Genomic DNA, 25,716 nt, shown 5'->3' with positions numbered 1-25,716 from the left:
CAGCCAACTTCCACATCCCGCAACAGCTAATCGCGCCGCGGCGAATACGGGTTCAATCCAGCAGATACAATTGCGGAATTTTCACTTCTTGCGGAAGTCCGGATTCCGTTTCTCTGCAAAGGCCCGGCGGCCTTCTGCCGCGTCTTCGGTGGCAAAGCAGATCGTCTGGAGATCGCGCTCATAGGCAATCGCATTCTCGGCAGGCATCCAGGCTGCGGCAGCAAGATTGAGCTTGGCGGTTTCGACCGCGACCGGCGCACGCGCCGAGATGGTCTGCGCAATCTCGCGGGCGCGTGAGAGCAGATCTGCCTGGGGGACAACGTCGCTGACGAGGCCCCATTGCCGTGCGGTTTGTGCATCGACCGGGTCACCAGTCATCAGCATCAACGCGGCGTTCGAGGGGCCGGCGGCTGCGCGCAGGAAGGTCGCCATCCCGCCACCACCGATCCAGCCGAGCTTGACTTCGGGGGCGGCGAAGCTGGCATTTTCTGAGGCAATGCGGATGTCGCACGACATCGCCGTTTCAAGCCCTCCGCCGAAGGCGTAGCCGTTCACGGCAGCGATTATGGGCTTGACGATACGGCGTATCGCATCACAGTAATCCTGCCTATGCCGGAACGACCAGGGAGTGGTGTATCCGTCAAGCGCCCGGATGTCGGAACCGGCGCAGAACGAACGCTCGCCGGCTCCGGTCAGAACGATGGCACGAATGGCATCATCCTCATTGCAGCGGTGTGCCAGATCGACAAGCGATGCAGCCATATCCGGTGTCATCGCGTTGAGTTTTTCAGGACGGTCAATGGTAATGACGGCAACGTGGCCATCGATCTGGAAGCCGATTTTTCCGGACATTCTGTCTACCTCTCCCCGCCGTTGCGGCTGGCGGTGTAAAGTTTCTGCACATGATCGAGAATGGCCTCGGCCGGTGCCTGGCTTTCAAAACCATCCCGCAAGGCAGCCGATGCCGCTGTCTGAAATGCGATGTATCCGGCATGGCGCGGCCGCACATAGGCGTGCTCAAGCGTCTCAAGCGTGTTGAGATAGAAGTTGCCGGAGGCGATGTTTACCGCCGGATCACGCCAGGCATCACGGCGTGAGGGCTGGCCGTCATGTCCGGGCAGAAATTCACATTGCGCGGTCCTGCCCATCAGCCACAGCAAATGATCCTTAAGCGCCCGGTCAGGACTGCACCGCCGCGAAATGCCTATCCCTGTCCCGCCGAGCGTGCCTTTCGGATGTGCCTCCGCAACACGAGGCGCATCCTGGAACTGCAGAGGCTTCAGTCCTGTTGCCGGGTTTGTGTAATTGACATAGCCGTAGACCAGAGGACACAGCGCGACGCTGTTCTTGCGCGTCATCAGGTCGAGAAGACCAATCGGATTGAGCGGGCGGGCTTCGTCCGGCATCGCCCGGGAGATCCGGGCGAGAATCTCATAGGCTTTCCGCCCGGTTTCGCGACCGACCAGCCTGTCCGGATCAGCAACCGCCGGTGGATCGCCGAGCGCGGCGCAGATCGAGAAGAACGACAGAACCGCATGCGGACCGGCGATGGAGGCCGCAACCGGTACTCCGCTCTCCACCAGCGCCATCACATCATCCCACGTTTGCGGTGGCGGGCCTTCAAGCAGATCCGGGCGCATGGCCATGACTTGCGATGCAGCATCGAGCGGCAGCGCCCAATGCTGGCCGCCATAGCGGTAGCTCGACAGGCACGGGCCGACGGTGTCCTGCTCAAGAGGTTTAAGCACCTCTTCCCCGAACACGTCCTCCATCGGATGAAGGCACCCGGCTTCGACCGCCTCGCCGACATGCGGATGATCGAGAACCACCAGGTCATACCGTGCACACAGATCGGCGATGGGTGCGGATTCAAACCCTTCGAGCGGTTGCGTCTCCCAGGAAACGGAGACTGCGTTCCGGGCGGAGGCTTCGCGTGCGGCCGCATCCAGAGCATTGAAACCGCGGGGATGATCCCAGGTCAGCCCTCTCCATCTGGCGCTCACGGTTTTTCCCCGGTGGCAACCGCGCCGGAAGCGGCCAGGGCACTGATGCGCCCGGAATCGTAGCCTGCTTCCTTGAGGATTTCCTCCGAGTGCTCGCCAACCAGCGGCGCACCGCGATCCACGGTCGATGGCGACTTTGAAAAGCGGATCGGGAAGCCCGGCGTTTTGACATGGCCCTCGGTGGGATGATCGTACTCGATGAAGGTCTTGTTGTGGGCGATCTGCGGGTCATCGACCAGTTCGGCATAACCGTAGACGGGCCCTGCCCAGATCCCCGCTTCCTCGAAAGCCGCCAGCCATTCGGCTGTTGGCCTGGTTTCGAGCCGGGCCCTTGTCAGCGCAAAAATCTCGTCACGCTTCTCCCATCCGTCGCGCTCGTCATTCATCAGCATCAGGGCGGGTTCGGAAATGATCTCGCCCAGGGCTTTCAGCGGCGGAAACGCCAGGGCGAGATAGCCGTCGGACGTCTTGAAGGTGCCGTAAGGCGAGCGGATGTAGCAATGCGCGTGCGGCTCGGCGCTGCGGGCCTGCGGCTTGTTGCCAACGGTGAACACGGAGAGTTCCTGCATCTGGATCGTGGTGATCGCATCGAGCATGTTGACCTGAACCAGCTGTCCCTCGCCGGTTCGTTCCCGGTGCAGAAGTGCTGCGAGCGCGCCTTCAAAAGCGGTGTAGGCAGTGATCGCGTCTGCGAGATACATGCCTGCCGGGGTTGGCGGCTCACCCTCCCGCCCGGCGGACCGCATGGCGCCCGACATTGCCTGCAGCAACAGATCCTGCCCGGGCCGCTGCACATAGGGTCCGTCTTCGCCATAGCCGGACATCGAGACGTAAATGAGCCGCGGGTTGAGCGCGGACAAGGTTTCGTAATCGACACCCAGGCGGGCGGCGACACCCGGCCGGTAATTCTGGATGAAAACGTCCGCCGTCTTGACCAGGTCGGCCAGCACTTCCCGGCCGCCTTCACTCTTCAGATCGACTGCAAGCGAACGCTTGTTGCGATTGAGCGACAGAAACGAGACATTGACCTTGTTGCCCTTTGCCCCGCCAGCCGAAACATGGCGCTGCCATTCGCCGCTGGTCGGCTCGACCTTGACCACATCGGCGCCGAGGTCGCCCAGCCGCTGGGCCGCAAACGGGCCCGCCATCGCAATCGAGCAATCGAGAACCCGGTAACCGCTAAGAATGCCCACTGAGACTTCCTTCCCTTACTGCATGACCCAGCCGCCATCGACATTGATGGTTTGGCCGGTGATAAAACTCGCGTTTTCTGATGCGAGAAACAGGATTGTTCCGGCAATGTCGCCGGCATGGCCGCGACGCTGCACCGACTGGTTTTCCAGTACGTAACGGTTGTAGCCTTCCGGATCGGCGTGGATTTTCTCCGCGTCGGTCGGGAATGCGCCGGGCGAAATGGCATTGACGGTCACGCCGTATTTGCCGAACTCGCGCGCCCAGGCCCGGGTCAGCCCGATCAGCGCCCCCTTTGACTGCACGTAAGGCGCCAGGTGCTCCCAGCCGCCGTAAAACGTGATCGAGGCAATGTTGATGATCCGGCCCCACTTGCGGGCTTTCATGCCGGGAAGAGCCGCGCGCACGCACATCAGGTGGGATTCCACATTGACCCGCTGGATCTTGCGGTACTCCTCTACGGAGTAATCCTCGAAGGCGCGGGATGGATACATCGCGGCATTGTTGATGACCACGTCGAAGCCGCCGGTCTCGGCAGCAAGCTGTTCAAGCTTTGCGGGCAGCGCATCGGTGTCGGAAAGATCGAAATCGCGCTGGATCAGTTGAGCCTCGCACCCTTGCGGCAAAGCCTGCCGCAGCGCATCGCTCTTGGCCGGGTCATTGTCGATGGCAACGACGCGCGCACCGGCCTCGATAAGGCGCAATGTTGTCGCCATTCCCAGCCCGCCGGCGGCACCGGTGTAAAGCACGGTCTTTCCGGCCAGCATAGCTGCAGCTGCGGGCGCAGACATCGAAACGGTGTCGTTCATGAGCGTCCCCCGATCGGCTGGAAATTGCCCGACGGTTGCGGGTAATTGTCGGTGGGCTGTGCCGCGAGACCGGAAATCCGGGCTTCGCTTTCAGCAATCTCGGTGGTGCTGGTCAGAACGCGGAAGCGGGAGTCATAGTTGCGCTCCTCGCCATGCTCGAGCCATATCATCTCGCCACGGTCCCGCGCCGCTTGCTGGCCCAGAACGTGATTGGTGGAGGGCTCGATGCCGAGCGCATAATGCGCCGACTGGAAATTCTGCCATTGGTACATGCAGGGAAACTGGTCCTTGCGCGTCGTCACCTCGAAGCCAAAACCAAGCGCATCATTGACCAGAGCCACCGGCACTTCGCCAGCCGGGTCTGCCGCCATTTCATGCTGCCAGACCTGCTCGTGGAAGGCATTGGACGGTGCAGGCATGGTGCGGTAACCGACATTCTGGCGCTGATAGTCATCGCCCGCATGGGCCGCCCAGACCACGTCGCGGATCGGCGCGAGATACCGCGAGCCCTCTGCCAGCACCGGATGGGCAAGGTTGATGTGATAGCAATACATGTGCGGTGTCCGGTAGAAGCCGAGATTGACGACCTTGTCGGAAATGCTGATCTCGTTTGAACCGACCTCGGCCTCGATGCGGCGGACCAGTTCGAGATGCTCGCCGAACACGGTTGCCTGCCGCACCCGGCCCTCGGCCCAGAGAATGCAGCGGTCACCTTCCCAGCGCTCGCCGTAACCGGTCAGGCGTGCGGGAATGGTTCCGACACGGCCATGGATCGATTGCTTGACGGTCTCACGCGGGCCGTAGACATAATTGTCGGCCGGTGCGTCGTACATGAACAGGATATGGTCGAGCCCGCAGGTCACCATCAGGCCGGAGAAGGACCGCATCCAGGCCAGTCCGCCCTCGCCTTCATACTCATGCAGACCGGGATGTCGGAAACCCGACGGCGAGTGCCAGCCGATGGATTTGCCCTGCCACTCGCAATCGGCAATGTCCATTGCCCGGTCGATCAGCACGGTGAAACGCAGGCCGGTGCCGGTGCGGAATTCAAGCATGCGGATTCCGCGTTCAAGCCCGTCACCCAGCGTCATCAACCGCACGCCGGCGAACTGTGTCAGGTCGCCGGCATGGGCAGCCACATCGGCGCGTGACAAATCTCTCCCGTAGAGCTGCACCATGGACATCTCCTTCCGTTCCGGCGCGCCGCTCGCGGCCGGTCAATGTGTTCGATTATCGGTTGGAGGGCCGCGGACGCCCCGCGGCCCGGCCGGATCAGAGACCGTTTGCGCGAAGCTTCCCGTCGAGGAACTTCTTGGCGCGCGGTACGTCCGCTTCTTCCAGATGCTCGATGATCATCGGGATGTTCGGGTGCTTCTGAGCCAGACGCTTCAGGTACAGATCGTAGTTGAGTTCGCCCAGGCCCGGAGCGGGCAGTTCGATTTCGCCGACACCGCGGAAGGTGTGGCTCTCGAGCGCATCATCGTCTCCGATGTCCGAATGTTTCTCGGTCTTGTCATCGCCCGAACGCTTGACGTCCTTGGCGTGGCCGATGCGGATCTTGTCCGACAGCGCGTCGAACACCCGGTTCAGGGTCTCATCCATCTTGTCGATGTTGTGCGCCTCGAAATAGTTGGTCGGGTCCATCAGGAGGCCGAGGCCCGGATGATCGACTTCGGCAAACATGCGAAGCGTTTCCTCGACCGAACCGACGACGTTGTTGACGTAGGTTTCGAGCAGGAAGACCGCACCGTGATCATAGGCGTGCTGGGCCAGGTCCTGGATGACCGCGCGGCAATCTTCCCAGCCTTCCTCGGTCTTGTTCTTGGGGTGATGCACCCAATCGCTTTCGGTATCGAAAGTGCCGGTTTCCGAGATCACATAGGGGGAACCGAGATACTGCGCATTGGCGATGATCTCCTTGAGAAGACCGTTGCGCTTGGCGCGCTCGGTCTTGTCGGGGTGAACGATGTTGGTGTAGCCGGAGATGCAACTGATCGGCAGGTTATGGTCGCGGAACGTCTCGCGGATGCGAACGCACTTGTCCCTGGTGATGTTGCCTGCGCTCAGGTCGATGTCCTTGAAGTGCATGTCGAGCTGAACGGTGTTGAAGCCGTGGCTGCGGATTACCTTGGCTGTTTCCTCCAGAGTGTATGGAAAATAGGCCGTGAAAATTCCGGTCTGCATCATGATTGAATCCTCCCTTTGAGTTCAGTCGATATTGATTTCGGTAAGCCGGACAGTCCGGCGTTCCTCGATTGATCGGTAAGCGGCTTCCACAAGCGCCATGGTGCGGACATTGTCGGCGACCGAAAGCGCTGGAGGCGTGCCTGTTTTGACGGCGTGCTGAAGCTGTTCCATCACGCCGATGAAGGCATGGGGGAACCACATCGTCTGCCACTGTGGCGTGACCCATTTGCCGGCGGTGGTTTTCTGCGAGGCGTAGCTCAGTGTCGACGGCGCGCCGGTCGGCCAGCCGATGGTGCCCTTGGCGACGCCCTCGGTGCCCTCGACGCGCCAGCCGATATGCTGGTCGTCCTCGTAGCCTTCGGCCCGGGGACCGGACCAGACGTCCTCCAGCGAGACCGCGACAGCACCTGACGGAAACCGTAGCGTCGAGACCACGATACCGTCGGTGTGGGCAAATCCGGTGCGCGGATCAGGCCGGGTGAGAGAGGTGATCTCTTCCGGGTCACCGAACAGGAAGCGCAAGGCATCGAGATGATGGACGCTCATGTTGGACAGGGTCAGCCGGTCATAGCCTTCGAGAAAACCCTGCCAGTGCGGGATCGCATGCATGTCGATCTGGGCGAAGACGATTTCACCGATATCGCCCGCGTCGATGATCTGCTTGAGCACGCGCATCGACTGGTCGTAGCGCATGTTCTGGTTGACCGAGAGAATCTTGCCCGCGGCCGCGGCCTCGTCGCGCAAGGCTTTGGCTTCGTCCAGGGACAGCGCCAGCGGCTTCTGTGCCAGGACCGCTTTCACATTCGGTGCGGCCAGCGCCTTGCGGATCAGCGCCGGCTGAAGGTCCGGCGGATAGGCGATGTCGACAATCTCGACAGCAGGATCGGCAATCAGCTGCTCCGGCGTGTTGTGCACCGTCGCGATGTTCCAGCGATCGGCAACGGCCTGCGCCTTGCTCCTGGTTCGTGACGCGATCGCGGCGACATTGAAACCGGCTTCGGCGTAGGCGGCGAGATGGCATTCCGCCATGATCATGCCGGCGCCGATGCAGCCGATGGCAAAGTCCCTGCAGCGTACCTGCGGGTCGGGCGCAAAACTCATCGTATCTGTCCTCCCAATATTCCTGTGTCCATTTTCAAGCCCTCAAAGCCTGTCCGTCGCCGGCGAAGAAACACGCCTGCCCCGGAGCCACCGACAGCGAAACCTCACTGTCAGGTTCAATTTTCGGCTGTCCACGAACCATTGCGCGCAAAGATGTCTCGCCTGCCTGCAGCGTGACCACGGTAACGCCGCCCAGAGGCTCAACCTCGAAGACCCGCACCTGATCCGGCATGCCGGGCTTTGCAGGCTTCACCACGAGGTCTTCCGGCCTTACGCCGATCTGCGACGCCCCTTCGGGAACCGACAAGCCTTCAAGCGGCAAGGCGCCGTCCAGCGCGCTGGCCCGATCGAGATCCAGCGCGATCAGGTTCATTGCCGGTGCCCCGAGCATGCGCGCGACGTAGGACGAACGCGGATTGTCGTAGATTTCCGAAGGCGTGCCGATCTGCCGGATAGCCCCGTCCTCGAACACCGCAATCCGGTCGGCAACCGACATCGCTTCTTCCTGGTCATGGGTGACATAGACCATTGTGCGACCAAGTTCATGCTGGATGCGCTTGAGCTCCACGCGGGTTTCCTCGCGCAGCCGCGCATCGAGTGCCGAGATCGGGTCATCCATCAGATAGGCGACCGGATCCCGCACCAGGGCCCGCGCGATTGCCACCCGCTGCCGCTCACCGCCCGACAATTGCGCCGGAGCCTTGTGCAGGATGTGGCCGATATGGAGTTTTGCCGACACATCGGCGACGCGCCCGGCGATGTCGCTTTCCTCCATCCGCCTTTCGGCCAGCGGAAAGCGAACGTTCTGCTCGGCGGTCATGTGCGGAAACAGGGCCAGGTTCTGGAACACCATCGCCACATTCCGCCGTGCCGGCGAGACGTGATTGACCGGTTTGCCATCGATAAGGATTTCACCTTCATCGGGCTTTTCCAGGCCGAGGATCAGCTTGAGAATGGTGGTCTTGCCCGAGAGCGGCGGCCCGAACAGGCAGAAGAACTCGTTGTCGGCGATGTCGAAGCTGACATTGTTGACGGCAATAGTGTCGCCGAACCGCTTGGTGACGTTGTTGAACGAGATCGAAGCCATCAGTTTGCCTCCACAATCGCGTCACCGGTGGCTGCATCGAACAACCGGATATTGGCGGGATCGATGGAAAGTGTGACAGTCTCTCCGGTGCGGACAACGACATCATTGTCAAAAACAGCTTTGACGGATGTCGCCTTGTCCCCCAGGTGCAAAATGGTGCGGGCACCGATCCGCTCGACGAAAGTCACCGGCATGTTGATGCCCTCGCCGCTGGTCAGTTCGCAGTGCTCCGGACGGAAGCCGTAGACGACGGCCTTGCCCTCTGGGATGGCCGCGGCCAGCGCGGGCGAAATCGGGGCCGACAGACCCGCATCACCAAGATCGATACGCAATCCGCCGTCCGATCCGACGCTTGTGCCATTCAGGAGGTTCATGCCGGGGGAGCCGAGAAAGCCGGCGACGAAGACATTGGACGGATTGTTGTAGACATCGATCGGAGTTCCGACCTGAAGCAGCTTTCCGTGGTCCATCACCGCGATGCGGTCGGCCATGGTCATCGCTTCCAGCTGATCGTGGGTAACGTAGACCATCGTCTGGCGGAACTGGCGCTGCAGGTGCTTTAGCTCGGTGCGCATCACCGCCCGGAACGCGGCATCGACATTCGACAGCGGTTCGTCGAGCAGGAAGATCGCGGGCTCCATGATCGCCGAGCGGCCGATGGCAAGGCGCTGCAGGATGTTGACCGACAGGCCCGCCGACGGCTTGTTGAGCATCGGTGTGAGATGCAGGAACTCGGCCATGTCCTTGACCCTGCGGTCGCGCTCGGGTTTGGCCACGCCCGTCGCCTTCAGCCCGTAGGCGAGATTGTCGTAGACGCTCATGTGCGTGAAGATGGCGTAGTTCTGGAAGACGAAGCCAACACCGCGCTTGCCCATCGGCACCCCGCGCATGTCCTGGTCGCCGAAGCGGATGCTGCCTTCACTGGGCTCGAGCAAGCCGGAAATCATGTTCATGGTCGTCGACTTGCCACAGCCCGATGGTCCCAAGAGGGCGACGAATTCACCGTCGGCGATCTCCAGGTTCATGCCCTTGAGAGCCGTGAAGGCACCGAACGACTTGCTCAGGTTTTCAAGATGGATCGCCGTCATTGGTTCAGCTCCCGGCTCTGCGACATGCGCTTGATGGCGTAGGCCGATACCACCGACAGGGTAATCAGGATGACCAGCGCCACGGCGGCGACATAGCCCCAGATCAGCTCCTGCTGGGTGACCTTGTAGATGTAGATCGAAATGGTTTCGGTGGCGACGCCGGGACCGCCGCCGGTCATGATGTAGAAATTGTCGAACACCTTGAAGTTCTCGATCACCCGGATCGCCAGTGCGATGATGATGATGGTTTTCATGCGCGGCAGCACGATGGTGAAAAACCGGGTGGTCCAGGATGCGCCAAGCAGGGTGGCGGCGCGCAGCTGATCTTCGGGAACCCCGACAAGGCCGGCCAGCAGGATGAGGAACATCAGCGGCGTCCACTGCCAGATGTCGGAGACAATGACTGCAAACAGGGCGAGGTTGGGATCGGACAGCCAGGCGATCCTGACCGGGGAACCGGTGAACAATGACAGCAGGTCGTTGACCGGGCCACCCGACTGGAACAGCATGAAGAACATGTAACCGGCAACCGCAGGCACGACCATCATCGGCACCAGCAGCACCGAATAGAGGAACCGCCGCCCGGGGAAATTGTCGACGAACAGGATTGCCAGGCCGAGCCCGAGCAGGAATTCACAAGGCACGCAGATTGCCATGACCAGAGCGGTGCGCCCGAGTGCCGACCAGAAACGGTCATCCTCCATCAGGTCGGTGTAGTTGGCAAAGGTGTTCCACAATTCATGTGCCTGCCACCAGTCGATACCTTCAAGCGGAGACCAGTCGGTCAGACTGATATAGACCTGCATGAGGATCGGAAAGACGGCGATGAACAGGACCAGAAGCTGGGCCGGCAGGGTCAGCCAGAAGCCGAGCTTGCGGCTGTCGCGCGCATCTTCATGCTCGACTGCAGCCAGTTGGGTTTCAACAGTTGCGACGGTCATTGCTTGAGCGCTCCGAATGTGAGGCCGCGCACGAGGTGCTTCTGGATGGCGATGCCGAGGATGACGGGCGGGACGGCGGCGATCAGTCCAAGGGCAGCCTTGGCGCCATAGAGCTGGCCGGTCATCGAGGATGACAGCGAGGCCATGTAGACGGGGATCGTCACCCAGTCGCGGGTCGTCAGCAGCAGCGCGATCAGATAGTCCGACCAGTTCAGGATGAAGACGAACAGCGCGGAACTGGCGAGCGCCGGGCGCATCATCGGCAGCGTGATCTTCCAGAAGACGCGCAGCCGCGAGCAGCCCTCGACCAGCGCAGCGTCCTCGATTTCACGCGGCATGTCGTCAAAGAATGTCTTCATCAGCCAGAAGGCGAAGGGCATGGTAACGATGCCGTAAACCAGCGCCAGCCCGTACCAGGTGTCCATCAGGCCAAGAAAGGCCCACATGATCATCACCGGGATCATCACCGCCATCGGCGGAAAGATGCGCAGCTGGATGAGCGCCAGCGGCAGGTTGCCGCCGGAGCCGAACCGGGACAGGCCATAGGCTGCAGATGTGCCGGAGATCATCGCGATCAGGGTTCCGAACACCGCCGAGAGAAGCGAGGACAGGATCGGCTGACCGGCAGTGCGGTCAAGCGCCACGATCAGCTCGGAGCTGCTCTCGCCGAACAGGAAACGGAAATTGTCGAGCGTGGGGGCTTGCGGCCACCAGGTCAGGTCAGCGCCTGTAGCGGACCATTCGGCGATCGGCTTTAAGGCCATCGACGCCATCCACAGTGTCGGTATCAACGACAGCGCCACAAGGGACAGGATCGCCGCATAGCGGAATATCTCGAATGGCAGGGAACGGTTCATTGCAGGTCCGGGTCTCAAGTTGGGGACTGCGAGGCGGAAACCGCCCCGCAGTCGTGCTCCTGGGAGAGTTTGGATTATCCGATCGGATCGGTGATTGTCGGCCAGGCTGCCTTGTTGGCCTTGATGGCCTCGACCAGCTTGTCCTCGCCGATGCGGCGGGCGACGCGCTTCCACTGCTTCTCGGTGTCGGCCATCGCCTTTTCGGCTGACTTGGCGCCGGTCAGCGCGGCGACGAGGTTTTCGTCGAGCGCATTGTGGAACGCTGTCGCACCTGGATAGTTGATCGTCGGAACCGTGCGGGCAACGCTCTCGCGCACCACATCCATGTGGTAGTCGTGATAGGTCTCGCGCACCAGCGGATCGGCGAAGTTCGACAGCTGGAACGGGTCGAAATATCCGCCCGGGTTTGCCGTCATCCAAGAGTAGATCCGGCTCGATCCCAGCCACTGCAGCAGCAGGTAGCTCGCTTCAGGATACTTGCTCTGCGAAGAGACCGATGCCGACAGGTTGAGCCAGAGCACGGTCCGCCGGATCAGGGCGCCATCGACCTCGCGGCCGGGCGGCAGATGCGAGCCGACCTTGCCGGTGACCTTGCTGCCATCATTGGCGGCATTGTCCAGGAATTTCGGCAGGTTGGAGAAGGCGCAGGTCATGGCAGCACCGCCAGAGGCGAAGTTGCCATATTGCTCGGGCCAGCCCCAGGAGATGGCGTCGGGCGAGTGATGCGCCAGCGAGTCCACATATTCCCTGGTGGCAAGCACGCCGGCTTCCGAATTGATCAGCGCACTGCCGTCATCGCCGAACAGGAACTGGTTGGGTGACGCCATCGAGACGAAGCGCTGATACCAGTTGGTGTAACCCCAGCCCTGGTTGCGCAAATCGGTCGAGCCGAACAGGCCCTTGTCGGGACGATGGAAGAAGGCAGCGATCTCATCATGCTGCTTCCAGGTCTTCGGCGGCGCCAGTTCATAACCGTGCTTGTCGGCAAATGCCTTCTGCTCGGCGGGATCGGAGAACAGGTCGGTGCGGTGGTTCCAGATCTGGAAATCGCCATCAAGCGAAACGCCGTAGGTGGAGCCGCGGTAATTGTTGAGCAGCGAAACGCCCTGCTCGCCGCCGACATAGCCGCGCTCGGCATTGTCCCACTCGGGACGGTGTGCCGCGACATATTCATCGAGATTAACGATGCCGCCGGTTTCGGCGAGATCGCCCAAGCGGTTCCATTCGACGGCATAGATGTCGAACGCGCCACCCTTGGTGGAAACGTCCTGCATTACCTTGGTGAATTCCTGGCCGTTGGGTACGCCGACAATATCAAGCGTGATGCCGGTCTCGGCCTCCCAGAGTTCCTTGATCGAAGGTGCGCCTGCCGGGAATGGCTGGGTCAGCTGACCGATGGAGCCATCGGACAGGCCGAGCACGATCCGGTCCGGCGCCTTGCCTGCGCCCTTGAGCGCCTTGACCGCCTCGACGGCGCGGGCTTCCGGGGTGTCGGGACCGTACTGGTAGCGCTCTGCGCCATCAAATCCGGTCGGACCGCCAACCATACCCTCAGCCAGTCCATCGGCTGCACGGGCCCGGCCGGGGCGAAGATAAAGCGGCGCAGAAACGGCCGAAACCAACCCTGCGTTTGCTGCGGTCGATAAAAATCGCCGCCGCGAAATTGCGTTAGACATGCTCATGATATTCCTCCCAAAACGACGTTCCTCAGCGCCTTCGGAGAGGAGAATTGATGCTTTCTGCCCTTGCCGCAATCAGCATTATAAATCATTTTCCATCATTTCACCTCAATTGACGCCTTTTAACGCCATTCCGAGACAGTTTATAAGCATTCAAACAAAAATGATTGTTTTTGATGTTATTTCAGGTCATCATTTCCACCAAAAGATGGATTCGACATGCGATCAACAGTTTCACATATCGCCAAGGAAGCCGGCGTTTCCCCTGCCACGGTCGACCGTGTCCTCAATGGACGCGAGGGTGTGAGGGCGCGCACACGCGACATCGTCATGGAGGTGGCGACCCGGCTTGGGTATTTCGGGCCGGTGGCAAGCGAGACCAGGCAGGAGATCCGCATGGAGTTTTTGCTGCCTGCCGGCAACAACACATTCATGCTGATGTTGCGCAAGTTCCTGTTCGAAGAGGCTGCGGCCTATGGCGGGATCAACGCCAGCCTGCACCTGATCGAGGCTTTCGACCCGGAAACCCTGTCGCAGAAGCTCAGGGAACTCGAAGGCAAAACCGACGCCGTGGCACTGGTGGCGCTCGATCACCCGATCGTACGCGAGGCGATCAACCATCTCGCCTCCACCGGCATCCGCGTGGCGACGCTTGTCTCGGACATCTCGTCGGTCAACAAGATCGGCTATGTCGGGATCGACAACCGGGCCGCCGGGCGGCTGGCCGGCCTGCTGATGGGCCGCTTTCTCGGCGACGGGCAGGAACATGGCACCGCCATTTTCATCGGCTCGTCCGCCTATCGCGGCCATGAAGAGCGGGAGATGGGCTACCGGTCGATCCTGGCGCAGGATTTTCCGCTTCTCAAGATCGATGAAATCATCCCGGTGAGCGAAGACCGGGACCGGGCCTATGATGCCGCACGGCGCCTGCTGAAATCGAAATCGATCAAGGGCATCTACAATATCGGGTCGGGCAACCAGGGCATTGGGCGGGCGCTTCGCGAGGCGCAGCAGGGACGCGAGGTGGTTTTCATCGGTCACGACCTGACCGATGCGACCCGGATGATGCTGCTCGACCGGACCATGGACGCGGTGATTGACCAGAACCCGCGGGTGGAAGCCCGCGAAGCGGTCAAGCTTCTGGTATCGGCGGTGCGGGGGTCGAAGGAGCCGGAATACCTGCCGCGCCTGCAGGTGATCTTCCGCGAAAACATTCCGACATTTTAAGGCTCCGCGCATCCAGCAGGACGCGCGGAGTGCTCATCATCCAGTGTCAGGCCTTGCCGACGGTCTGGCGCTGCTGGCCCAGTCCTTCTATGCCGAGTTCAATGGTCTCGCCGCCCTTGAGGTAAGTCTGCGGCTTCTGCCCCATGCCGACGCCGGGAGGGGTGCCGGTGGAGATCACGTCGCCGGGCTGCAGGCTCATGAACTGGCTGACATAGTGGACCAGGTGCTGCACGCCGAACACCATGGTCCTGGTGGAGCCGTCCTGGTAGCGGTGACCGTCGACTTCGAGCCACATCTTGAGGTTCTGCGGGTCTGCGACTTCATCGCGGGTGACCAGCCAGGGGCCAATCGGGCCGAAGGTGTCGCAGCCCTTGCCCTTGTCCCAGGTGCCGCTGCGTTCGATCTGGAACTCGCGTTCCGAGACGTCATTGATGACGCAATAGCCGGCGACATGGTCCATTGCATCAGCTTCGTCGATATAGACGCCACCCTTGCCGATGATGACGCCGAGCTCGACCTCCCAGTCGGTCTTGACCGACTTGCGGGGGATGAGAACCGTGTCATTGGGGCCGCAGATGGCGCTGGTCGCCTTCATGAAGATAACCGGCTCCTTGGGAACTTCAGCGCCGGTTTCGGCGGCATGGTCGGAATAGTTGAGGCCGATGCAGATGAACTTGCCGACCTGGCCGACACAGGGACCGATGCGATCCGTGGCCAGCTCCGGCAGTGTGGCGGGATCAATCGCGGCAATCTTTGCCAGGCTATCGGGCAGAAGTGCTGCGCCGGCGATGTCATCAACCACGGACGAGAGATCGCGGGCCTTGCCATTGGCATCGAGAATGGCAGGCTTTTCCTGTCCGGGAGCACCAACGCGAAGCAGTTTCATGATGTTTGTTCCTTGTGTCTGGTTGGCCGGTCAGGCGACCGCAGTCTGTGACGGCGTAAATGTATATTGCTTTATGGACGACGGTTTCATCTCGATGGAGAAACCGGGGGATGCGGGCGGCATATAGGCCGCGTTGCGGATGACGCATGGATCGATGAAATGCTCATGTAGATGATCGACATACTCGATCACGCGCCCATCCATTGTGCCGGATATCGCGACAAAATCAATCATCGAGAGATGCTGGACATACTCGCACAGGCCAACACCGCCAGCATGCGGCCAGACCGGCAAACCGTACTTCGCCGCCATCAGCAAAACAGCCAGCACCTCGTTCAACCCGCCCATGCGGCAGGCGTCGATCTGCACCACGTCAATGGCGCCGCCCATGATCATCTGCTTGAAGATGATGCGATTCTGACACATCTCGCCGGTCGCCACCTTGACCGGGGCAATTGCCTCGCGGATGCGCTTGTGGCCGGCGATATCGTCCGGGCTGGTGGGTTCCTCGATGAAGAACGGCTTGGCAAACGCCAGTTCCTTCATCCAGTCGATGGCCTGGCCGACTTCCCAGACCTGATTGGCATCGATCATCAGATACCGGTCCGGACCGAGTTCCTCGCGCGCAATCCTCAGGCGGCGAATGTCGTCTTCGAGATCGCGCCCGACCTTGAGCTTGACGTGATTGTAGCCGGCATCCACCGCTTGCCGGCACAGGCGGCGGAGCTTGTCGTCGGGGTAACCAAGCCAGCCAGCAGATGTGGTGTAGCAGGGGTAACCGGCCTCCTCGAGCCGGGCGATGCGCCCGGCCTTGCCGGGTTCGGCGCGCTTGAGTATTTCCAGCGCCTCGTCGTGGGTGATCGCATCGGTGAGGTAGCGAAAATCAATGATGGACACGATCTCTTCGGGGCACATGTCCGCGACCAGTCGCCAGACCGGCTTGCCGGCCTGCTTTGCAAGCAGGTCCCAGACGGCATTGACCACGGCACCGGTTGCCAGATGGATGGCGCCCTTGTCGGGTCCGATCCAGCGCAACTGGCTGTCCGATGTCACATGCCGCCAGAACCGGCCCGGATCTTCGCTGATCCAGGCGAGATCCAGCCCGACGACGAGATGGCGCATGGCCTCGATCGCGGCACAGCAGATTTCATTGCCGCGACCGATGGTGAATGTCAGGCCGTGACCTTGAAGCCCTGCGGCGTCGGTGTGCAGGACGACATAGGCTGCCGAATAATCCGGGTCCGGATTCATCGCGTCGGAGCCGTCGAGGCTCAGCGATGTCGGGAACCTGAGATCATGGGTCTCGAGGCCGGTGATTTTGGTCACGGTTTTGATCCTGATTTGGTCGTCAGATGGTCCAGCCGCCGTCGATGGCGCAGGCCTGGCCCGTGGTGTAGGTCGCGTTGGCGAGATAGACCGCGAGATCGGCGATTTCTTCCGGCGCTCCCAGCCGGCCCATTGGCTGGCGGGCGATGAAGGCGGCGCGGGCCGCCTCGTAATCTCCCTGGGCGCGCATGCGCTCCTGCAGCGACGGGCTCTCGACCGTGCCGGGGCAGATGGCGTTGCAGCGGATGCCCTGGCCGACATAATCGGCGGCAACCGACTTGGTCAGGCCGACAACGGCAGCCTTGGTGGTGGAGTAGGCGAAGCGGTTGGGGACGCCCTTGATCGAGCTTGCCACCGACGACATGTTGATGATGGCTCCGCCACCGCGTTCGATCATTGCCGGCAATACCGCGCGGATGGTGCGGATCATCGAGCGGACATTGAGATCGAGCGCGAACTCGAAGTCTTCGTCGGGCATCTCCAGGATCGAGCCCGAATGAACGAAGCCTGCGCCGTTGAAGAGCACATCGACAGGCCCGATGGCGGCCACGGTGGCTTCAATGTCGGCAGCGTTCAGAACGTCGAGCCGGCGGGTTTCGATGCCGCTCTCGCCCGCCAGTTCGGATAGCGTCTTCTCATTGATATCGGTGGCGATGACGCGCGCGCCGGCTGCTGCAAAGGCGAGCGCGGTTGCGCGTCCGATGCCCTGCCCTGCTGCTGTTACGAGTACCGTCTTTTCCTTGACCCAGTCTGCCATGATGTCTCCATTGATTGCCGCTCAGGCGGGCTTGTTCTTGCGTTCAACGATATAGATGTGATCGGCGGCCAGCACCACGTCGCCGTTCTGGTTGACGACTTCGGTGCGCTCGACCACCCGGCCCATATCCGCGCGCTTCGGATCATCTTCCTTGGCGGAGATGGTGGTGCGGGTGTGGATGGTGTCGCCGATAAACACCGGCCTGACAAAGCGGAGCCGGTCATAGCCATAGGAAAACGCCACCGGGTTGATGACGCTCGCCGTCAGTCCGACCCCGATGGAAAACACCATGGTGCCGTGGGCAATGCGCTGGCCGAAGGGTTGCGTCTTCATGAACTCGGCGTCCATGTGATGCGGGAAAAAATCTCCGGTATGGCCGGCATGAACAACGAAATCGGTCTCGGTGATGGTGCGCCCGTAGGTGGTGCGCTGGCTGCCGATCTCGTAGTCTTCGAAATAGGTGGTCTGTTCCATGATCAGGGTCTCTTTTGCAGCTGTGTCGCGGGGGCGGCCGATGACTGGTAGGCCGCCTCAACCAGCGCCATGGTGTTCCAGGCATCCTCGACGGAGCTGACCAACTCGGCGTCCTCTCCAGCGGCGAAGCGTTGCAGGTTGGCCATCCGGCCGACAAAGGCATCGGGGAACCAGGCGCCTTTCAGCGGCACCGCGATCCATTCCTCGCTGCCCCTGGGGCGGATTTCGAGGATGTCGGGCTCTCCGCGCGGATAATCGAGATTGACGCCGAGTTGCAGATAGGCAGCCCCCTCGGTGCCGCAGATGCGGAATTCGCAAGCCTGGTGCCTGCGGCCGAAATCATGATCGTGGTTGATCGACAGCGCACACCGGACCTTGCTGCCGTAATCGAGGATGGCGCTGGTGCGGGTCTGGGCAACGTCGTGATTGGGGTGGCCGATGGATTTGGCATGGACGCCGGCAGGATCGCCGAGCAATTGCCGGATCAGGTCCAGATAATGGATCGAGTGCATGGCGATCTCGATGCGGGGCAGTCCCTTGAGGAAGGGCCACAACTGCCACGGTGTGGCCAGCGCCAGCCAGGCATCGAAATCGACAACCTCACCGAGCCAGCCCTTGGCAATCGCATCTTTCAGCGCCAGCATCATCGGCGCGAAGCGCAGCTGGAAATTGACCGCCGCCTTGAGGTTCTTCTGGCGGCAGATGGTCAGGATTTCCGTTGCCGCGGCCAAGTCACTGCCCATCGGCTTCTGGATCAGCACGGCCGCACCATCGGGCAACAGGCGCAAGACGGAAGCATGGACGTTGGGCGGCGTAGCCAGATCAAACACCGCGCCGGGAACAACTGCCGCCTCTTCCGCCGTGGCATAAGCCGTCACGCCCCATTCGGCGGCGAGCTTTTGCGCCTTTTCGATATCGGGATCGTAAAGGCCGGCAACCGGAAAACCTGCCTTGCGGTAAGCGGGAAAATGCGCATCGCCGACAATCGATCCGGCGCCGAAGGTCACGATGGGCCTCGGATCTGACGGCGCTGGCCAGGATTGCTGCAGACTTGTGGGATCGAAAGTCATGGAGTGCATTCCTCAGACAGCCAGCAACTCAGACTCCCCCTCACCAAGCGCGCCCAGGCATTCGACTGCGTCGCATGCGGGCTTGCTATCCTCTCCCACGAGGGGAGAGGTCGCCTAGAGGACAATCGCGCTGGGGACTTGCCACTCCCCTTGTGGGAGAGGATACGAAGGCGGGGCGAGCCAAGCCAGCCCTTGGCCGAAGTTGGTGAGGGGGCATAAATTCTCCCCAAATCAATATCCTCAGTCATGATGGAAGACCTCCTCCATCATTGCCCACCACTCACCGTCTTTCCGCGTTTCCAGCGGCTGCTGGCAAGGCATGCAGATATCCCACCATTCCTGCGTCTTCGGGTCCGCGGCCATCTTCGCTGCGTCGGCCTCGAAATCGGTGCCGTGGTATTCCCAATAACCAAACAGCAGGTTTTCCGGCTCTTTCAGAAAGATCGAGTAATTGCGGATGTTGCACTTCGAGATCATGTCGAGGATCTCGGGCCAGACGGCGGCGTGCAGACGCTTGTACTCGGCGATCTTTTCCGGCTTCAGACCGATGACCATTCCCATCCGCTGCATGGCTCAGCCCTCCGCCTTGGTGATCACGGTGGTGAATTCGGCGATGCTCCTGGCACGCAGCGCATCCCAGTCCCAGTCGATGCCGATGCCCGGTTCGAGCGGCGCGTAGGCATGGCCGTTCTCAATCCGCATGCGGCTGGACGTCAGCTCGTCGAGTTGCGGAATGTATTCGACATACTTGCCGTTCGGCACGGCGCAGGTGAGGCTGACATGCAGCTCCATCAGGAAGTGCGGACAGACCGGGATATCGAATGCCTCGGCCGCGTGTGCCACTTTCAGCCAGGGCGTGATGCCGCCGATGCGGCCGACATCAACCTGCACGATCGAACAGGCGCCCTTCTGCATGTATTCACGGAAATGACGGATCGAATACATCGATTCCCCAACCCCGATCGGTGTCGAGGTTGAACGCGACAGGCGGACATGCCCGTCGATGTCATCGGCGGGAAGCGGTTCTTCAATCCAGGCCAGATCCAGTTCGCGCAACCTGTCGGCGCGGCGGACCGCCTCGTCGAGGGTGAAGCCTTGGTTGCAGTCGGTCATGATCTCGTAGCCGTCGCCAACCGCGGCGCGGACGGCAGACAGACGGGCATGGTCTTCCGAGCCATGCGGGCGGCCGATCTTGACCTTGGAGCCGAGAAAGCCCCTGGATTTGGCCTCGACGGCATCGTCGACCAGCGCTTGCGTCTCGATGTGCAGCCAGCCGCCCTCGGTGGTGTAGAGCGGGCACTTTTCCTTGGCGCCGCCGGCCAGCTTCCAAAGCGGCAACGCCTGCTTGCGGGCACGCAAGTCCCACAAAGCGGTGTCGATGGCGGCAAGCGCGATTGCGGTGATGGCGCCGATGGTGGTGGCGTGGGTGGCGAACTCGAGATCGTGCCAGATCGCCTCGATCATGTCGGCATCGCGGCCGATCAGCCGTGGTGCCAGATGGTCGGCGATGAGCCGCATGACTGACGAACCGCCGGTACCGATGGTGTAGCTGTAGCCGGTGCCGGTGGCGCCATCGGAATCGGTGATGGTGACAATCGGGGTTTCCTGGCTGACAAAGCTCTGGATCGCGTCGGTGCGCTTGACCTTCGGCTTGAGGTCAACCATGCGCAGTTCGACTTTTTCGATACGCGCCATCGTCTCAACTCCTCAAGCTCTTTTCAGTCGCCGCATCGAAGAGATGCGACTGGCTCAGGTCAAAACTCAAATTGATCCGGTCGCCCATGCGCAGGGTCTTGGGATTGAGCATCCGCGAAATCCAGTCGCGGCCGGCGAACTCGGCAAACACAAGGGTCTCGTTGCCGAGCGGCTCGGTCAGCGATACCGGCACGTCAACCGCGTGGACTTCCGCGGCCTCGCCGGAGTGAATGCCGTGACCGGTCGGATAGACATCATCGGGCCGCAGACCAAAGATCACTTTCTGACCCGCGGTCACGCGATCGCGAAACTGCCGCGGCAATGGCAGGGTGTCGCCATTGGTGAAAATCAGCCTGCCGTCGCTGACGACCGCATCATGCAGGTTCATGGTCGGAGAACCGATGAAGCCAGCGACAAACCGCGTCTCAGGACGGCGGAACACTTCCTCGGGCGGCCCGACCTGCTCGATATGGCCGTCGCGCATGATGACGATCCGGTCGGCCAGCGTCATGGCCTCGACCTGGTCGTGGGTCACGTAGATAACCGTCGACTGGACCTTGGCGTGGAGCTTCTTGATCTCGGTGCGCATCTGCATGCGCAGTTTCGCGTCGAGGTTGGAGAGCGGCTCGTCGAACAGGAACACATCTGGATGGCGCACGATCGCCCGGCCCATGGCGACGCGCTGGCGCTGCCCGCCCGAGAGTTGCGACGGGCGGCGCTCGAGCAATTCCTCAAGCCCGAGCGTCTTGGCGGCATCGGCAACAGCGCTGGCGATCTCGGCCTGCGACCGGCCGGCGATCTTGAGCGAGAAGCCCATGTTTTCCGCCACCGTCATGTGCGGGTAGAGCGCGTAGGACTGGAACACCATCGAGATATTGCGCTGGCGCGGCGGCAGGTTGTTGACCTCGCGGTCGCCGATATGGATGTGGCCTCCGCTGATGGGTTCAAGGCCGGCGATCATCCTGAGCGTGGTCGACTTGCCGCAGCCCGACGGCCCGACAAGGGCGACGAATTCGCGGTCGGCGACATCGAGGTTGATGGCGTGGACAACCTCGAGGCTGCCATATTTCTTGACGAGGTTCTTGAGCGAAACGGTAGCCATGACTATCCCTTGACAGCGCCGGAGGTCAGACCGGACACGAGGTGTTTCTGGACAATGAAGGTGAGGGTCAGCGCCGGAACGATCATCACCACGGCGAGAGCGCACATGCCGCGCCAGTCGATGGTGAATTCGGCGGTGTAATCGAGCAGGCCGACCGGCAGCGTCTTGGAGTTTGTCGAGCGTGTAAGCTGCGAGGCCAGCGCGAACTCGTTCCAGGAGATCAGGAAGGCAAAGATACCGGCCGAGGCGATGCCGGAACGGGCCAGCGGAAACTCGACCTGCCAGAAAGCCTGCCAGCGGGTGCAGCCGTCGATCTGCGCGGCTTCGGCGAGATCGCGCGGAACCTGGCGGAAGAAGCCGTCAATCAACCAGACGGTGAACGGCACGTTGAGAGCGACATAGGCAATGATCAGCCCGAAATGGGTGTCGATGATGCCAAGCCGGGCAAAGACGAAGAACAGCGGCAGCGACAGCGCGATGCCGGGCACCGTGCGGGTCAGCATGAAGCCGAGGAAGATCGCGGACTTGCCACGGAACCGGTAACGGGCAAAAGCATAGCCGCCGGCCAGGCCGATCATCAGCGCAATGACGGTCGAGGTGACCGAGACGATGATCGAGTTGCGGAAATAGTCGAGCACCGGGATGCCGCCCTGCCCGACACCTGAGAACATCGCGATGTAGGCATCGAACGACAGGCTTTGCGGGATCCAGACCGGCGGCTTGGCCATGATCTCGACGGTGGGCCGGAGCGAGGACAGCACGATCCAAAACCCCGGCAGGCAGATGATCGCCATGGCGATGAACAGGCCGACGAGATGGCCTATCTTGAGCAGGCGCTGCTTGAGACGATTTGACTGGTTCTCGTTCATGATCACCACTCCGCCCCGATCTGCTGGCGGGCTTTTGCAAGCTGCCTGAAGAACAGGATCGTAAACAGGATCGACAGGAAGATGGCGACATAGGCCATCGCATTGGCAAGCCCCATGCGGGCATCCGAATAGGCGGTGCGCGAGATCAGCGTCCAAAGGATCTCGGTGCGCTTGGCCGGGCCGCCATCGGTCATGATCTTGACGATGTCATAGGCCCGGGCGATGTCGAGCGACCGGATGGTCATGGCGATATAGGCAAACGGCATGATGAACGGCCATGTGACATAACGGAAACTCTGCATCGGCGTGCAGCCGTCGACCTTCGCCGCCTCCAGCGGTTCCTTCGGCATGGCCATCAGGCCGGCCAGGATGAAGATGGCGAACACCGAGGTTGATGACCAGACTTCCGCGATCAGGATCGACGTGAAGGCGAGTTGCCCGTCGATCAACCAGGGAATGGCGCGATCGGTCAGGCCAAGCGATTGCAGCGCGTTGTTCACCAGCCCGATATTGTCATTGAACATGAACTTGAACTGGAAGCCGACCAGGATCGGCGAGAACATCATCGGAAACATCATGATGGTGCGCAGCAGGCGCTGGCCCCGCGTGGCCTTTTCGACCAGCAGCGCCAGGAACAGGCCCAGCACCATTTCCAGGTTGAGTGCAATGGTCAGCAGCAGAACGGTGCGACCGAAAGCCACCCAGAATTCGCGATCAGCGAACAGGCGCTGGTAATTGCGGAAACCGATGAAGGTGTAGATCGTATCCGGCCGGGTCAGCCGGAAGGGCGTAAAACTCGAATAGAGCGACAGCAACAGCGGCACGACCACCACCGCCGCCAGCACGACAAAGGCCGGCAAAAGCAGCAGTACATGCGGCGCAGGCTTCCAGCCTCTCATCGTATCCTCACAGCAAACAGTATCGGGAACAATCATAGCGCATCCGCCTGGCGGCTACGCACATGTGATCGGAAGAAGGGCGCGGAAGTTGCCGCGCCCCCTCCGGGAGGAGGCTGTTACAGCTCTCCGGCGTCCTCGAGAATGGCCCGGGCTTTCGCCGCAGCATCGTCAAGCGCCTGTTGGGACGTCTTGTCGCCGAGAATTGCAGCCTGCAATTCCGGATAGACCGCATTGGAAATCTCGATCCAGGACGGTGACTGGGGAACCGGGTAAGCGCCCTTGGCTGCTTCCTGGAAGGCTTCGAGCACTTCCTTGCGATACGGGTCGTCCTTGGCCTGTTCGATCACCCAGGTCCAGACGGCATCGCGGGTTGGCAACGGGCCTGCGCCGGCTTCCAGCTTCTGGCTGTCCTCATTGGTGAGGAACCAGACGAGAGAGGCCGCGGCTTCCTTGTTTTCGCAGCTCTCGGTAACCGAGAAGCCGTGATGACCCGACCAGCCGGTGCGTGCACCGGACGATCCCTTGGGCGGCGCGACGACGCCGACATTGCCGGCAACCTTGGATGAGGCTGGGTCATTGAAGAACCCGGCCCAGCCTGGCCAGTCAAGATTGAGCGCGACGGTGCCGGAAGCAAAGCCCTGGCCGAGATCGTCCCAGAGATAGTTGGTGGTTCCGGCCGGAACCGCCTTCGCCTTGTAGAGATTGACGAACCAGTCGAGGGCGCGCACACCGGCTTCAGAATTGAAGGCCGGGCTGCCATCGGCGGCGAGATACTCACCACCTTCGGCAAGCAGCATTTCGTAGAAGCGACCGTTGATGGCCTCTTCCTTGCCCGCATACTGGGTGCCGTAGAAATCCGGCGGGTTGGCAAAGAACATGGCCTGGTCGGTCACCTGTTCCCAGGTGTCCGGCGGAGTCAGCTCATAGCCGTATTTTTCCTTGAACCTGGCCTTGTTGTCTTCGTCCGCGAAAAGGCTCTTCTGGTAATACATCGCGGAAACATCGAACTGCGCGCGCGGCAGCATGACGAGCTTGCCGTCAAGCGTGGACGCGGAAATGTTGGCATCTACGAAGGCATCGATTTCTGCCGCAGGCAGAAGTGCATTCAGGTCGGTGTAGATGCCGGGATACTGAGGCGCGAAGGATGAATGGTTCGATCCCACGCACCAATTGATCGCGCCGACAGCGATGTCGGACTTGATTTCCTTGTCGAGTTCGAAATGGTTCTTCTTCGAAATGACGTTGACGGTTGCGCCGGTGGCCTTCTCCCATTCGCTGATGCGCGAATAGAGGTTCTCATACTGCTGACCGCCGATGAGCTTGGCATCAATGGTCACGCCTTCGAACTTGCCCGGCAATTCCTGGGCAATTGCAGTTCCGCCGACCATCAATAGGACAACACCGGCCGATACGCCGGTCAATAGCTTGTTCATGAGCCTCCTCCCGAGACGTTTAAACTTTAGGGGCTCCCCCCTTGAACCCTCACAGATGAGAGGTTCATTCATATACAAACATCATCTTCACCAGCGGTCAAGGGAATGTTTCATTGTTATCTGAACCGATTATGCGTATATGAATTTCGAAATTCACGGAGAAACGCATGGAAACCGACGACGACCGGTACCGGGCACCCGCACTCGACAAGGGGCTCGACATTCTCGAGCTGCTTGCCGAAATCGATGGCGGGCTGACCCAGGCGGAGATCGCCAAGCGGCTGGGCCGGAGTCCGAACGAGTTCTACCGGATGCTCGACCGGCTGGTGCGTCGCGGGTATGTGACACGGCTTGACGGCGACAGGTATTCGCTGACGCTGAAACTGTTCGGCCTGGCGCAATTGCATGTCCCGGTCCGCCGTCTGGTGTCCTATGCGACGCCGTTCATGCGCGAGCTTGCGGAGGAAACCCGGCAGGCCAACCAGCTTGCCGTTTTCGACCGCGGTTCCGTGGTGGTGGTCGCGCAGCAGGAGGCGCCTGGCTACTGGGGAATCTCGATCCGCGTCGGCTCGCACATCAGTCTTTACGATACCGGGTCGGGCCATGTGCTGCTGGCTTTCCGCTCCCAGGATGAGCGGCTGATGATGATCAACGAGTATTCCGCCAGCGGCGAGCAGCCGACGATGGAAAGCGAGTTCTTCGAGCGTCTCGACCAGATCCGCGAGCGCGGCTACGAGATCATGCCGAGTGCACAGACCGCCGGTGTGTTCAATCTTTCCGCCCCGGTGCTGGGCCCGGACGGGCGTGCGATCGCGGCGCTGACAATTCCCTATATCAATCTCGTCAATGCGTCCCAGGCCCCCGACATGGCGGAGACACAGACGATGCTGACCAAGACCTCACGGCAGCTATCGAAACTGGCGGGCGCCGATTTCGAATTGCCAAGCTGAATTCTTATTTGAATAGTTTATTTCCCTGTGGGAGTATCCGGATCGTGTCAGGCGAAGGGAAGCCGGCACTCGCGAGGAGGAAACC

Annotated in this window: 25 protein-coding genes; 2 read left to right on the top strand and 23 right to left on the bottom strand. The window is 61.3% G+C overall.

What is annotated here, in order from left to right; translation table 11 throughout:
• Nucleotides 1-81 precede the first annotated feature (81 nt).
• The 12 genes from WNY80_RS14580 to WNY80_RS14525 form a co-directional block, all read right to left on the bottom strand.
• On the bottom strand, nt 82-852 hold the full coding sequence (locus WNY80_RS14580) for an enoyl-CoA hydratase-related protein (protein ID WP_342888117.1): 771 nt from the start codon (nt 850-852) through the stop codon (nt 82-84).
• A gap of 5 nt (nt 853-857) precedes the next feature.
• Entirely contained in the window at nt 858-2,003 is a 1,146-nt protein-coding gene (locus tag WNY80_RS14575; RefSeq protein ID WP_342888116.1) for a carbohydrate ABC transporter substrate-binding protein, read from the bottom strand.
• Nucleotides 2,000-3,196: a CaiB/BaiF CoA-transferase family protein gene (locus WNY80_RS14570; RefSeq protein WP_342888115.1), complete on the bottom strand. Its 1,197-nt coding sequence runs from the start codon at nt 3,194-3,196 to the stop codon at nt 2,000-2,002. The genes WNY80_RS14575 and WNY80_RS14570 overlap by 4 nt, the downstream gene beginning before the upstream one ends.
• 15 nt (nt 3,197-3,211) lie before the next feature.
• Complete coding sequence (locus tag WNY80_RS14565; protein ID WP_342888114.1) at nt 3,212-4,003, bottom strand: SDR family oxidoreductase; 792 nt, start codon at nt 4,001-4,003, stop codon at nt 3,212-3,214.
• Entirely contained in the window at nt 4,000-5,181 is a 1,182-nt protein-coding gene (locus tag WNY80_RS14560; RefSeq protein WP_342888113.1) for an aldose 1-epimerase family protein, read from the bottom strand. Before WNY80_RS14560 ends, WNY80_RS14565 begins: the two co-directional genes overlap by 4 nt.
• A gap of 94 nt (nt 5,182-5,275) precedes the next feature.
• The gene (locus WNY80_RS14555) at nt 5,276-6,190 is read right to left on the bottom strand and encodes a sugar phosphate isomerase/epimerase (RefSeq protein WP_342888112.1); all 915 of its coding nucleotides are present in this window, start codon (nt 6,188-6,190) and stop codon (nt 5,276-5,278) included.
• 21 nt (nt 6,191-6,211) lie between these two features.
• On the bottom strand, nt 6,212-7,291 hold the full coding sequence (locus WNY80_RS14550) for a Gfo/Idh/MocA family oxidoreductase (RefSeq protein ID WP_342888111.1): 1,080 nt from the start codon (nt 7,289-7,291) through the stop codon (nt 6,212-6,214).
• Between the two features lie 34 nt (nt 7,292-7,325).
• Nucleotides 7,326-8,378, bottom strand: a complete 1,053-nt coding sequence (locus tag WNY80_RS14545; protein ID WP_342888110.1) for an ABC transporter ATP-binding protein — start codon at nt 8,376-8,378, stop codon at nt 7,326-7,328.
• Complete coding sequence (locus tag WNY80_RS14540) at nt 8,378-9,466, bottom strand: ABC transporter ATP-binding protein (protein ID WP_342888109.1); 1,089 nt, start codon at nt 9,464-9,466, stop codon at nt 8,378-8,380. The genes WNY80_RS14545 and WNY80_RS14540 overlap by 1 nt, the downstream gene beginning before the upstream one ends.
• Nucleotides 9,463-10,407 (bottom strand): sugar ABC transporter permease, encoded by a 945-nt coding sequence (locus WNY80_RS14535; RefSeq protein ID WP_342888108.1) that lies wholly within the window; start codon nt 10,405-10,407, stop codon nt 9,463-9,465. The genes WNY80_RS14540 and WNY80_RS14535 overlap by 4 nt, the downstream gene beginning before the upstream one ends.
• On the bottom strand, nt 10,404-11,264 hold the full coding sequence (locus WNY80_RS14530; RefSeq protein WP_342888107.1) for a carbohydrate ABC transporter permease: 861 nt from the start codon (nt 11,262-11,264) through the stop codon (nt 10,404-10,406). The genes WNY80_RS14535 and WNY80_RS14530 overlap by 4 nt, the downstream gene beginning before the upstream one ends.
• A gap of 74 nt (nt 11,265-11,338) precedes the next feature.
• Nucleotides 11,339-12,940 carry an extracellular solute-binding protein gene (locus WNY80_RS14525; protein ID WP_342888230.1) on the bottom strand — a complete coding sequence of 534 codons (1,602 nt, stop codon included), beginning with the start codon at nt 12,938-12,940 and terminating at the stop codon, nt 11,339-11,341.
• Nucleotides 12,941-13,162: 222 nt separating this feature from the next.
• On the opposite strand from WNY80_RS14525, the gene WNY80_RS14520 reads away from it, so the two are divergent.
• Nucleotides 13,163-14,170: a LacI family DNA-binding transcriptional regulator gene (locus tag WNY80_RS14520; RefSeq protein WP_342888106.1), complete on the top strand. Its 1,008-nt coding sequence runs from the start codon at nt 13,163-13,165 to the stop codon at nt 14,168-14,170.
• 46 nt (nt 14,171-14,216) lie between these two features.
• Here the strand turns inward: WNY80_RS14520 and WNY80_RS14515 are convergent, their stop codons facing one another.
• The 11 genes from WNY80_RS14515 to WNY80_RS14465 form a co-directional block, all read right to left on the bottom strand.
• Nucleotides 14,217-15,056 (bottom strand): fumarylacetoacetate hydrolase family protein, encoded by an 840-nt coding sequence (locus tag WNY80_RS14515; RefSeq protein WP_342888105.1) that lies wholly within the window; start codon nt 15,054-15,056, stop codon nt 14,217-14,219.
• Nucleotides 15,057-15,086: 30 nt separating this feature from the next.
• On the bottom strand, nt 15,087-16,382 hold the full coding sequence (locus WNY80_RS14510; protein ID WP_342888104.1) for an L-fuconate dehydratase: 1,296 nt from the start codon (nt 16,380-16,382) through the stop codon (nt 15,087-15,089).
• A gap of 22 nt (nt 16,383-16,404) precedes the next feature.
• Nucleotides 16,405-17,139 carry an SDR family oxidoreductase gene (locus WNY80_RS14505; protein ID WP_342888103.1) on the bottom strand — a complete coding sequence of 245 codons (735 nt, stop codon included), beginning with the start codon at nt 17,137-17,139 and terminating at the stop codon, nt 16,405-16,407.
• 21 nt (nt 17,140-17,160) lie between these two features.
• The gene (locus WNY80_RS14500; RefSeq protein ID WP_342888229.1) at nt 17,161-17,616 is read right to left on the bottom strand and encodes a MaoC/PaaZ C-terminal domain-containing protein; all 456 of its coding nucleotides are present in this window, start codon (nt 17,614-17,616) and stop codon (nt 17,161-17,163) included.
• Nucleotides 17,616-18,683: a Gfo/Idh/MocA family oxidoreductase gene (locus WNY80_RS14495; RefSeq protein WP_342888102.1), complete on the bottom strand. Its 1,068-nt coding sequence runs from the start codon at nt 18,681-18,683 to the stop codon at nt 17,616-17,618. Before WNY80_RS14495 ends, WNY80_RS14500 begins: the two co-directional genes overlap by 1 nt.
• A 240-nt stretch (nt 18,684-18,923) precedes the next feature.
• On the bottom strand, nt 18,924-19,253 hold the full coding sequence (locus WNY80_RS14490) for an L-rhamnose mutarotase (protein ID WP_342888101.1): 330 nt from the start codon (nt 19,251-19,253) through the stop codon (nt 18,924-18,926).
• A 3-nt stretch (nt 19,254-19,256) separates the two neighbouring features.
• Nucleotides 19,257-20,378 carry a mandelate racemase/muconate lactonizing enzyme family protein gene (locus WNY80_RS14485; protein ID WP_342888100.1) on the bottom strand — a complete coding sequence of 374 codons (1,122 nt, stop codon included), beginning with the start codon at nt 20,376-20,378 and terminating at the stop codon, nt 19,257-19,259.
• A gap of 4 nt (nt 20,379-20,382) precedes the next feature.
• Complete coding sequence (ugpC, locus tag WNY80_RS14480) at nt 20,383-21,480, bottom strand: sn-glycerol-3-phosphate ABC transporter ATP-binding protein UgpC (protein WP_342888099.1); 1,098 nt, start codon at nt 21,478-21,480, stop codon at nt 20,383-20,385.
• Nucleotides 21,481-21,482: 2 nt separating this feature from the next.
• Nucleotides 21,483-22,349 (bottom strand): carbohydrate ABC transporter permease, encoded by an 867-nt coding sequence (locus WNY80_RS14475; RefSeq protein WP_342888098.1) that lies wholly within the window; start codon nt 22,347-22,349, stop codon nt 21,483-21,485.
• A 2-nt stretch (nt 22,350-22,351) separates the two neighbouring features.
• Entirely contained in the window at nt 22,352-23,248 is an 897-nt protein-coding gene (locus WNY80_RS14470; RefSeq protein WP_342888097.1) for a sugar ABC transporter permease, read from the bottom strand.
• A 116-nt stretch (nt 23,249-23,364) separates the two neighbouring features.
• On the bottom strand, nt 23,365-24,636 hold the full coding sequence (locus WNY80_RS14465; RefSeq protein ID WP_342888228.1) for a sugar ABC transporter substrate-binding protein: 1,272 nt from the start codon (nt 24,634-24,636) through the stop codon (nt 23,365-23,367).
• A gap of 212 nt (nt 24,637-24,848) precedes the next feature.
• Here WNY80_RS14465 and WNY80_RS14460 point away from each other — a divergent pair, with 212 nt between their 5' ends.
• Nucleotides 24,849-25,631: an IclR family transcriptional regulator gene (locus tag WNY80_RS14460; RefSeq protein WP_342888096.1), complete on the top strand. Its 783-nt coding sequence runs from the start codon at nt 24,849-24,851 to the stop codon at nt 25,629-25,631.
• Nucleotides 25,632-25,716 lie beyond the last annotated feature (85 nt).

Origin of the sequence: Hoeflea sp. AS16 (assembly GCF_038900095.1) — a bacterium.
Taxonomy (GTDB): Bacteria; Pseudomonadota; Alphaproteobacteria; order Rhizobiales; family Rhizobiaceae; genus Hoeflea.
This window is presented reverse-complemented; position numbering and strand designations above follow the sequence as displayed.

What these genes read in the sequence shown, in the direction of transcription:
- WNY80_RS14580 (WP_342888117.1), bottom strand. Translation starts at nt 852, where the DNA reads ATGTCCGGAAAAATCGGCTTCCAGATCGATGGCCACGTTGCCGTCATT.
- WNY80_RS14565 (WP_342888114.1), bottom strand. Translation starts at nt 4,003, where the DNA reads ATGAACGACACCGTTTCGATGTCTGCGCCCGCAGCTGCAGCTATGCTG.
- WNY80_RS14560 (WP_342888113.1), bottom strand. Translation starts at nt 5,181, where the DNA reads ATGGTGCAGCTCTACGGGAGAGATTTGTCACGCGCCGATGTGGCTGCC.
- WNY80_RS14555 (WP_342888112.1), bottom strand. Translation starts at nt 6,190, where the DNA reads ATGATGCAGACCGGAATTTTCACGGCCTATTTTCCATACACTCTGGAG.
- WNY80_RS14550 (WP_342888111.1), bottom strand. Translation starts at nt 7,291, where the DNA reads ATGAGTTTTGCGCCCGACCCGCAGGTACGCTGCAGGGACTTTGCCATC.
- WNY80_RS14545 (WP_342888110.1), bottom strand. Translation starts at nt 8,378, where the DNA reads ATGGCTTCGATCTCGTTCAACAACGTCACCAAGCGGTTCGGCGACACT.
- WNY80_RS14540 (WP_342888109.1), bottom strand. Translation starts at nt 9,466, where the DNA reads ATGACGGCGATCCATCTTGAAAACCTGAGCAAGTCGTTCGGTGCCTTC.
- WNY80_RS14535 (WP_342888108.1), bottom strand. Translation starts at nt 10,407, where the DNA reads ATGACCGTCGCAACTGTTGAAACCCAACTGGCTGCAGTCGAGCATGAA.
- WNY80_RS14530 (WP_342888107.1), bottom strand. Translation starts at nt 11,264, where the DNA reads ATGAACCGTTCCCTGCCATTCGAGATATTCCGCTATGCGGCGATCCTG.
- WNY80_RS14525 (WP_342888230.1), bottom strand. Translation starts at nt 12,940, where the DNA reads ATGTCTAACGCAATTTCGCGGCGGCGATTTTTATCGACCGCAGCAAAC.
- WNY80_RS14520 (WP_342888106.1), top strand. Translation starts at nt 13,163, where the DNA reads ATGCGATCAACAGTTTCACATATCGCCAAGGAAGCCGGCGTTTCCCCT.
- WNY80_RS14515 (WP_342888105.1), bottom strand. Translation starts at nt 15,056, where the DNA reads ATGAAACTGCTTCGCGTTGGTGCTCCCGGACAGGAAAAGCCTGCCATT.
- WNY80_RS14505 (WP_342888103.1), bottom strand. Translation starts at nt 17,139, where the DNA reads ATGGCAGACTGGGTCAAGGAAAAGACGGTACTCGTAACAGCAGCAGGG.
- WNY80_RS14495 (WP_342888102.1), bottom strand. Translation starts at nt 18,683, where the DNA reads ATGACTTTCGATCCCACAAGTCTGCAGCAATCCTGGCCAGCGCCGTCA.
- WNY80_RS14490 (WP_342888101.1), bottom strand. Translation starts at nt 19,253, where the DNA reads ATGCAGCGGATGGGAATGGTCATCGGTCTGAAGCCGGAAAAGATCGCC.
- WNY80_RS14485 (WP_342888100.1), bottom strand. Translation starts at nt 20,378, where the DNA reads ATGGCGCGTATCGAAAAAGTCGAACTGCGCATGGTTGACCTCAAGCCG.
- ugpC (WP_342888099.1), bottom strand. Translation starts at nt 21,480, where the DNA reads ATGGCTACCGTTTCGCTCAAGAACCTCGTCAAGAAATATGGCAGCCTC.
- WNY80_RS14475 (WP_342888098.1), bottom strand. Translation starts at nt 22,349, where the DNA reads ATGAACGAGAACCAGTCAAATCGTCTCAAGCAGCGCCTGCTCAAGATA.
- WNY80_RS14470 (WP_342888097.1), bottom strand. Translation starts at nt 23,248, where the DNA reads ATGAGAGGCTGGAAGCCTGCGCCGCATGTACTGCTGCTTTTGCCGGCC.
- WNY80_RS14465 (WP_342888228.1), bottom strand. Translation starts at nt 24,636, where the DNA reads ATGGTCGGCGGAACTGCAATTGCCCAGGAATTGCCGGGCAAGTTCGAA.
- WNY80_RS14460 (WP_342888096.1), top strand. Translation starts at nt 24,849, where the DNA reads ATGGAAACCGACGACGACCGGTACCGGGCACCCGCACTCGACAAGGGG.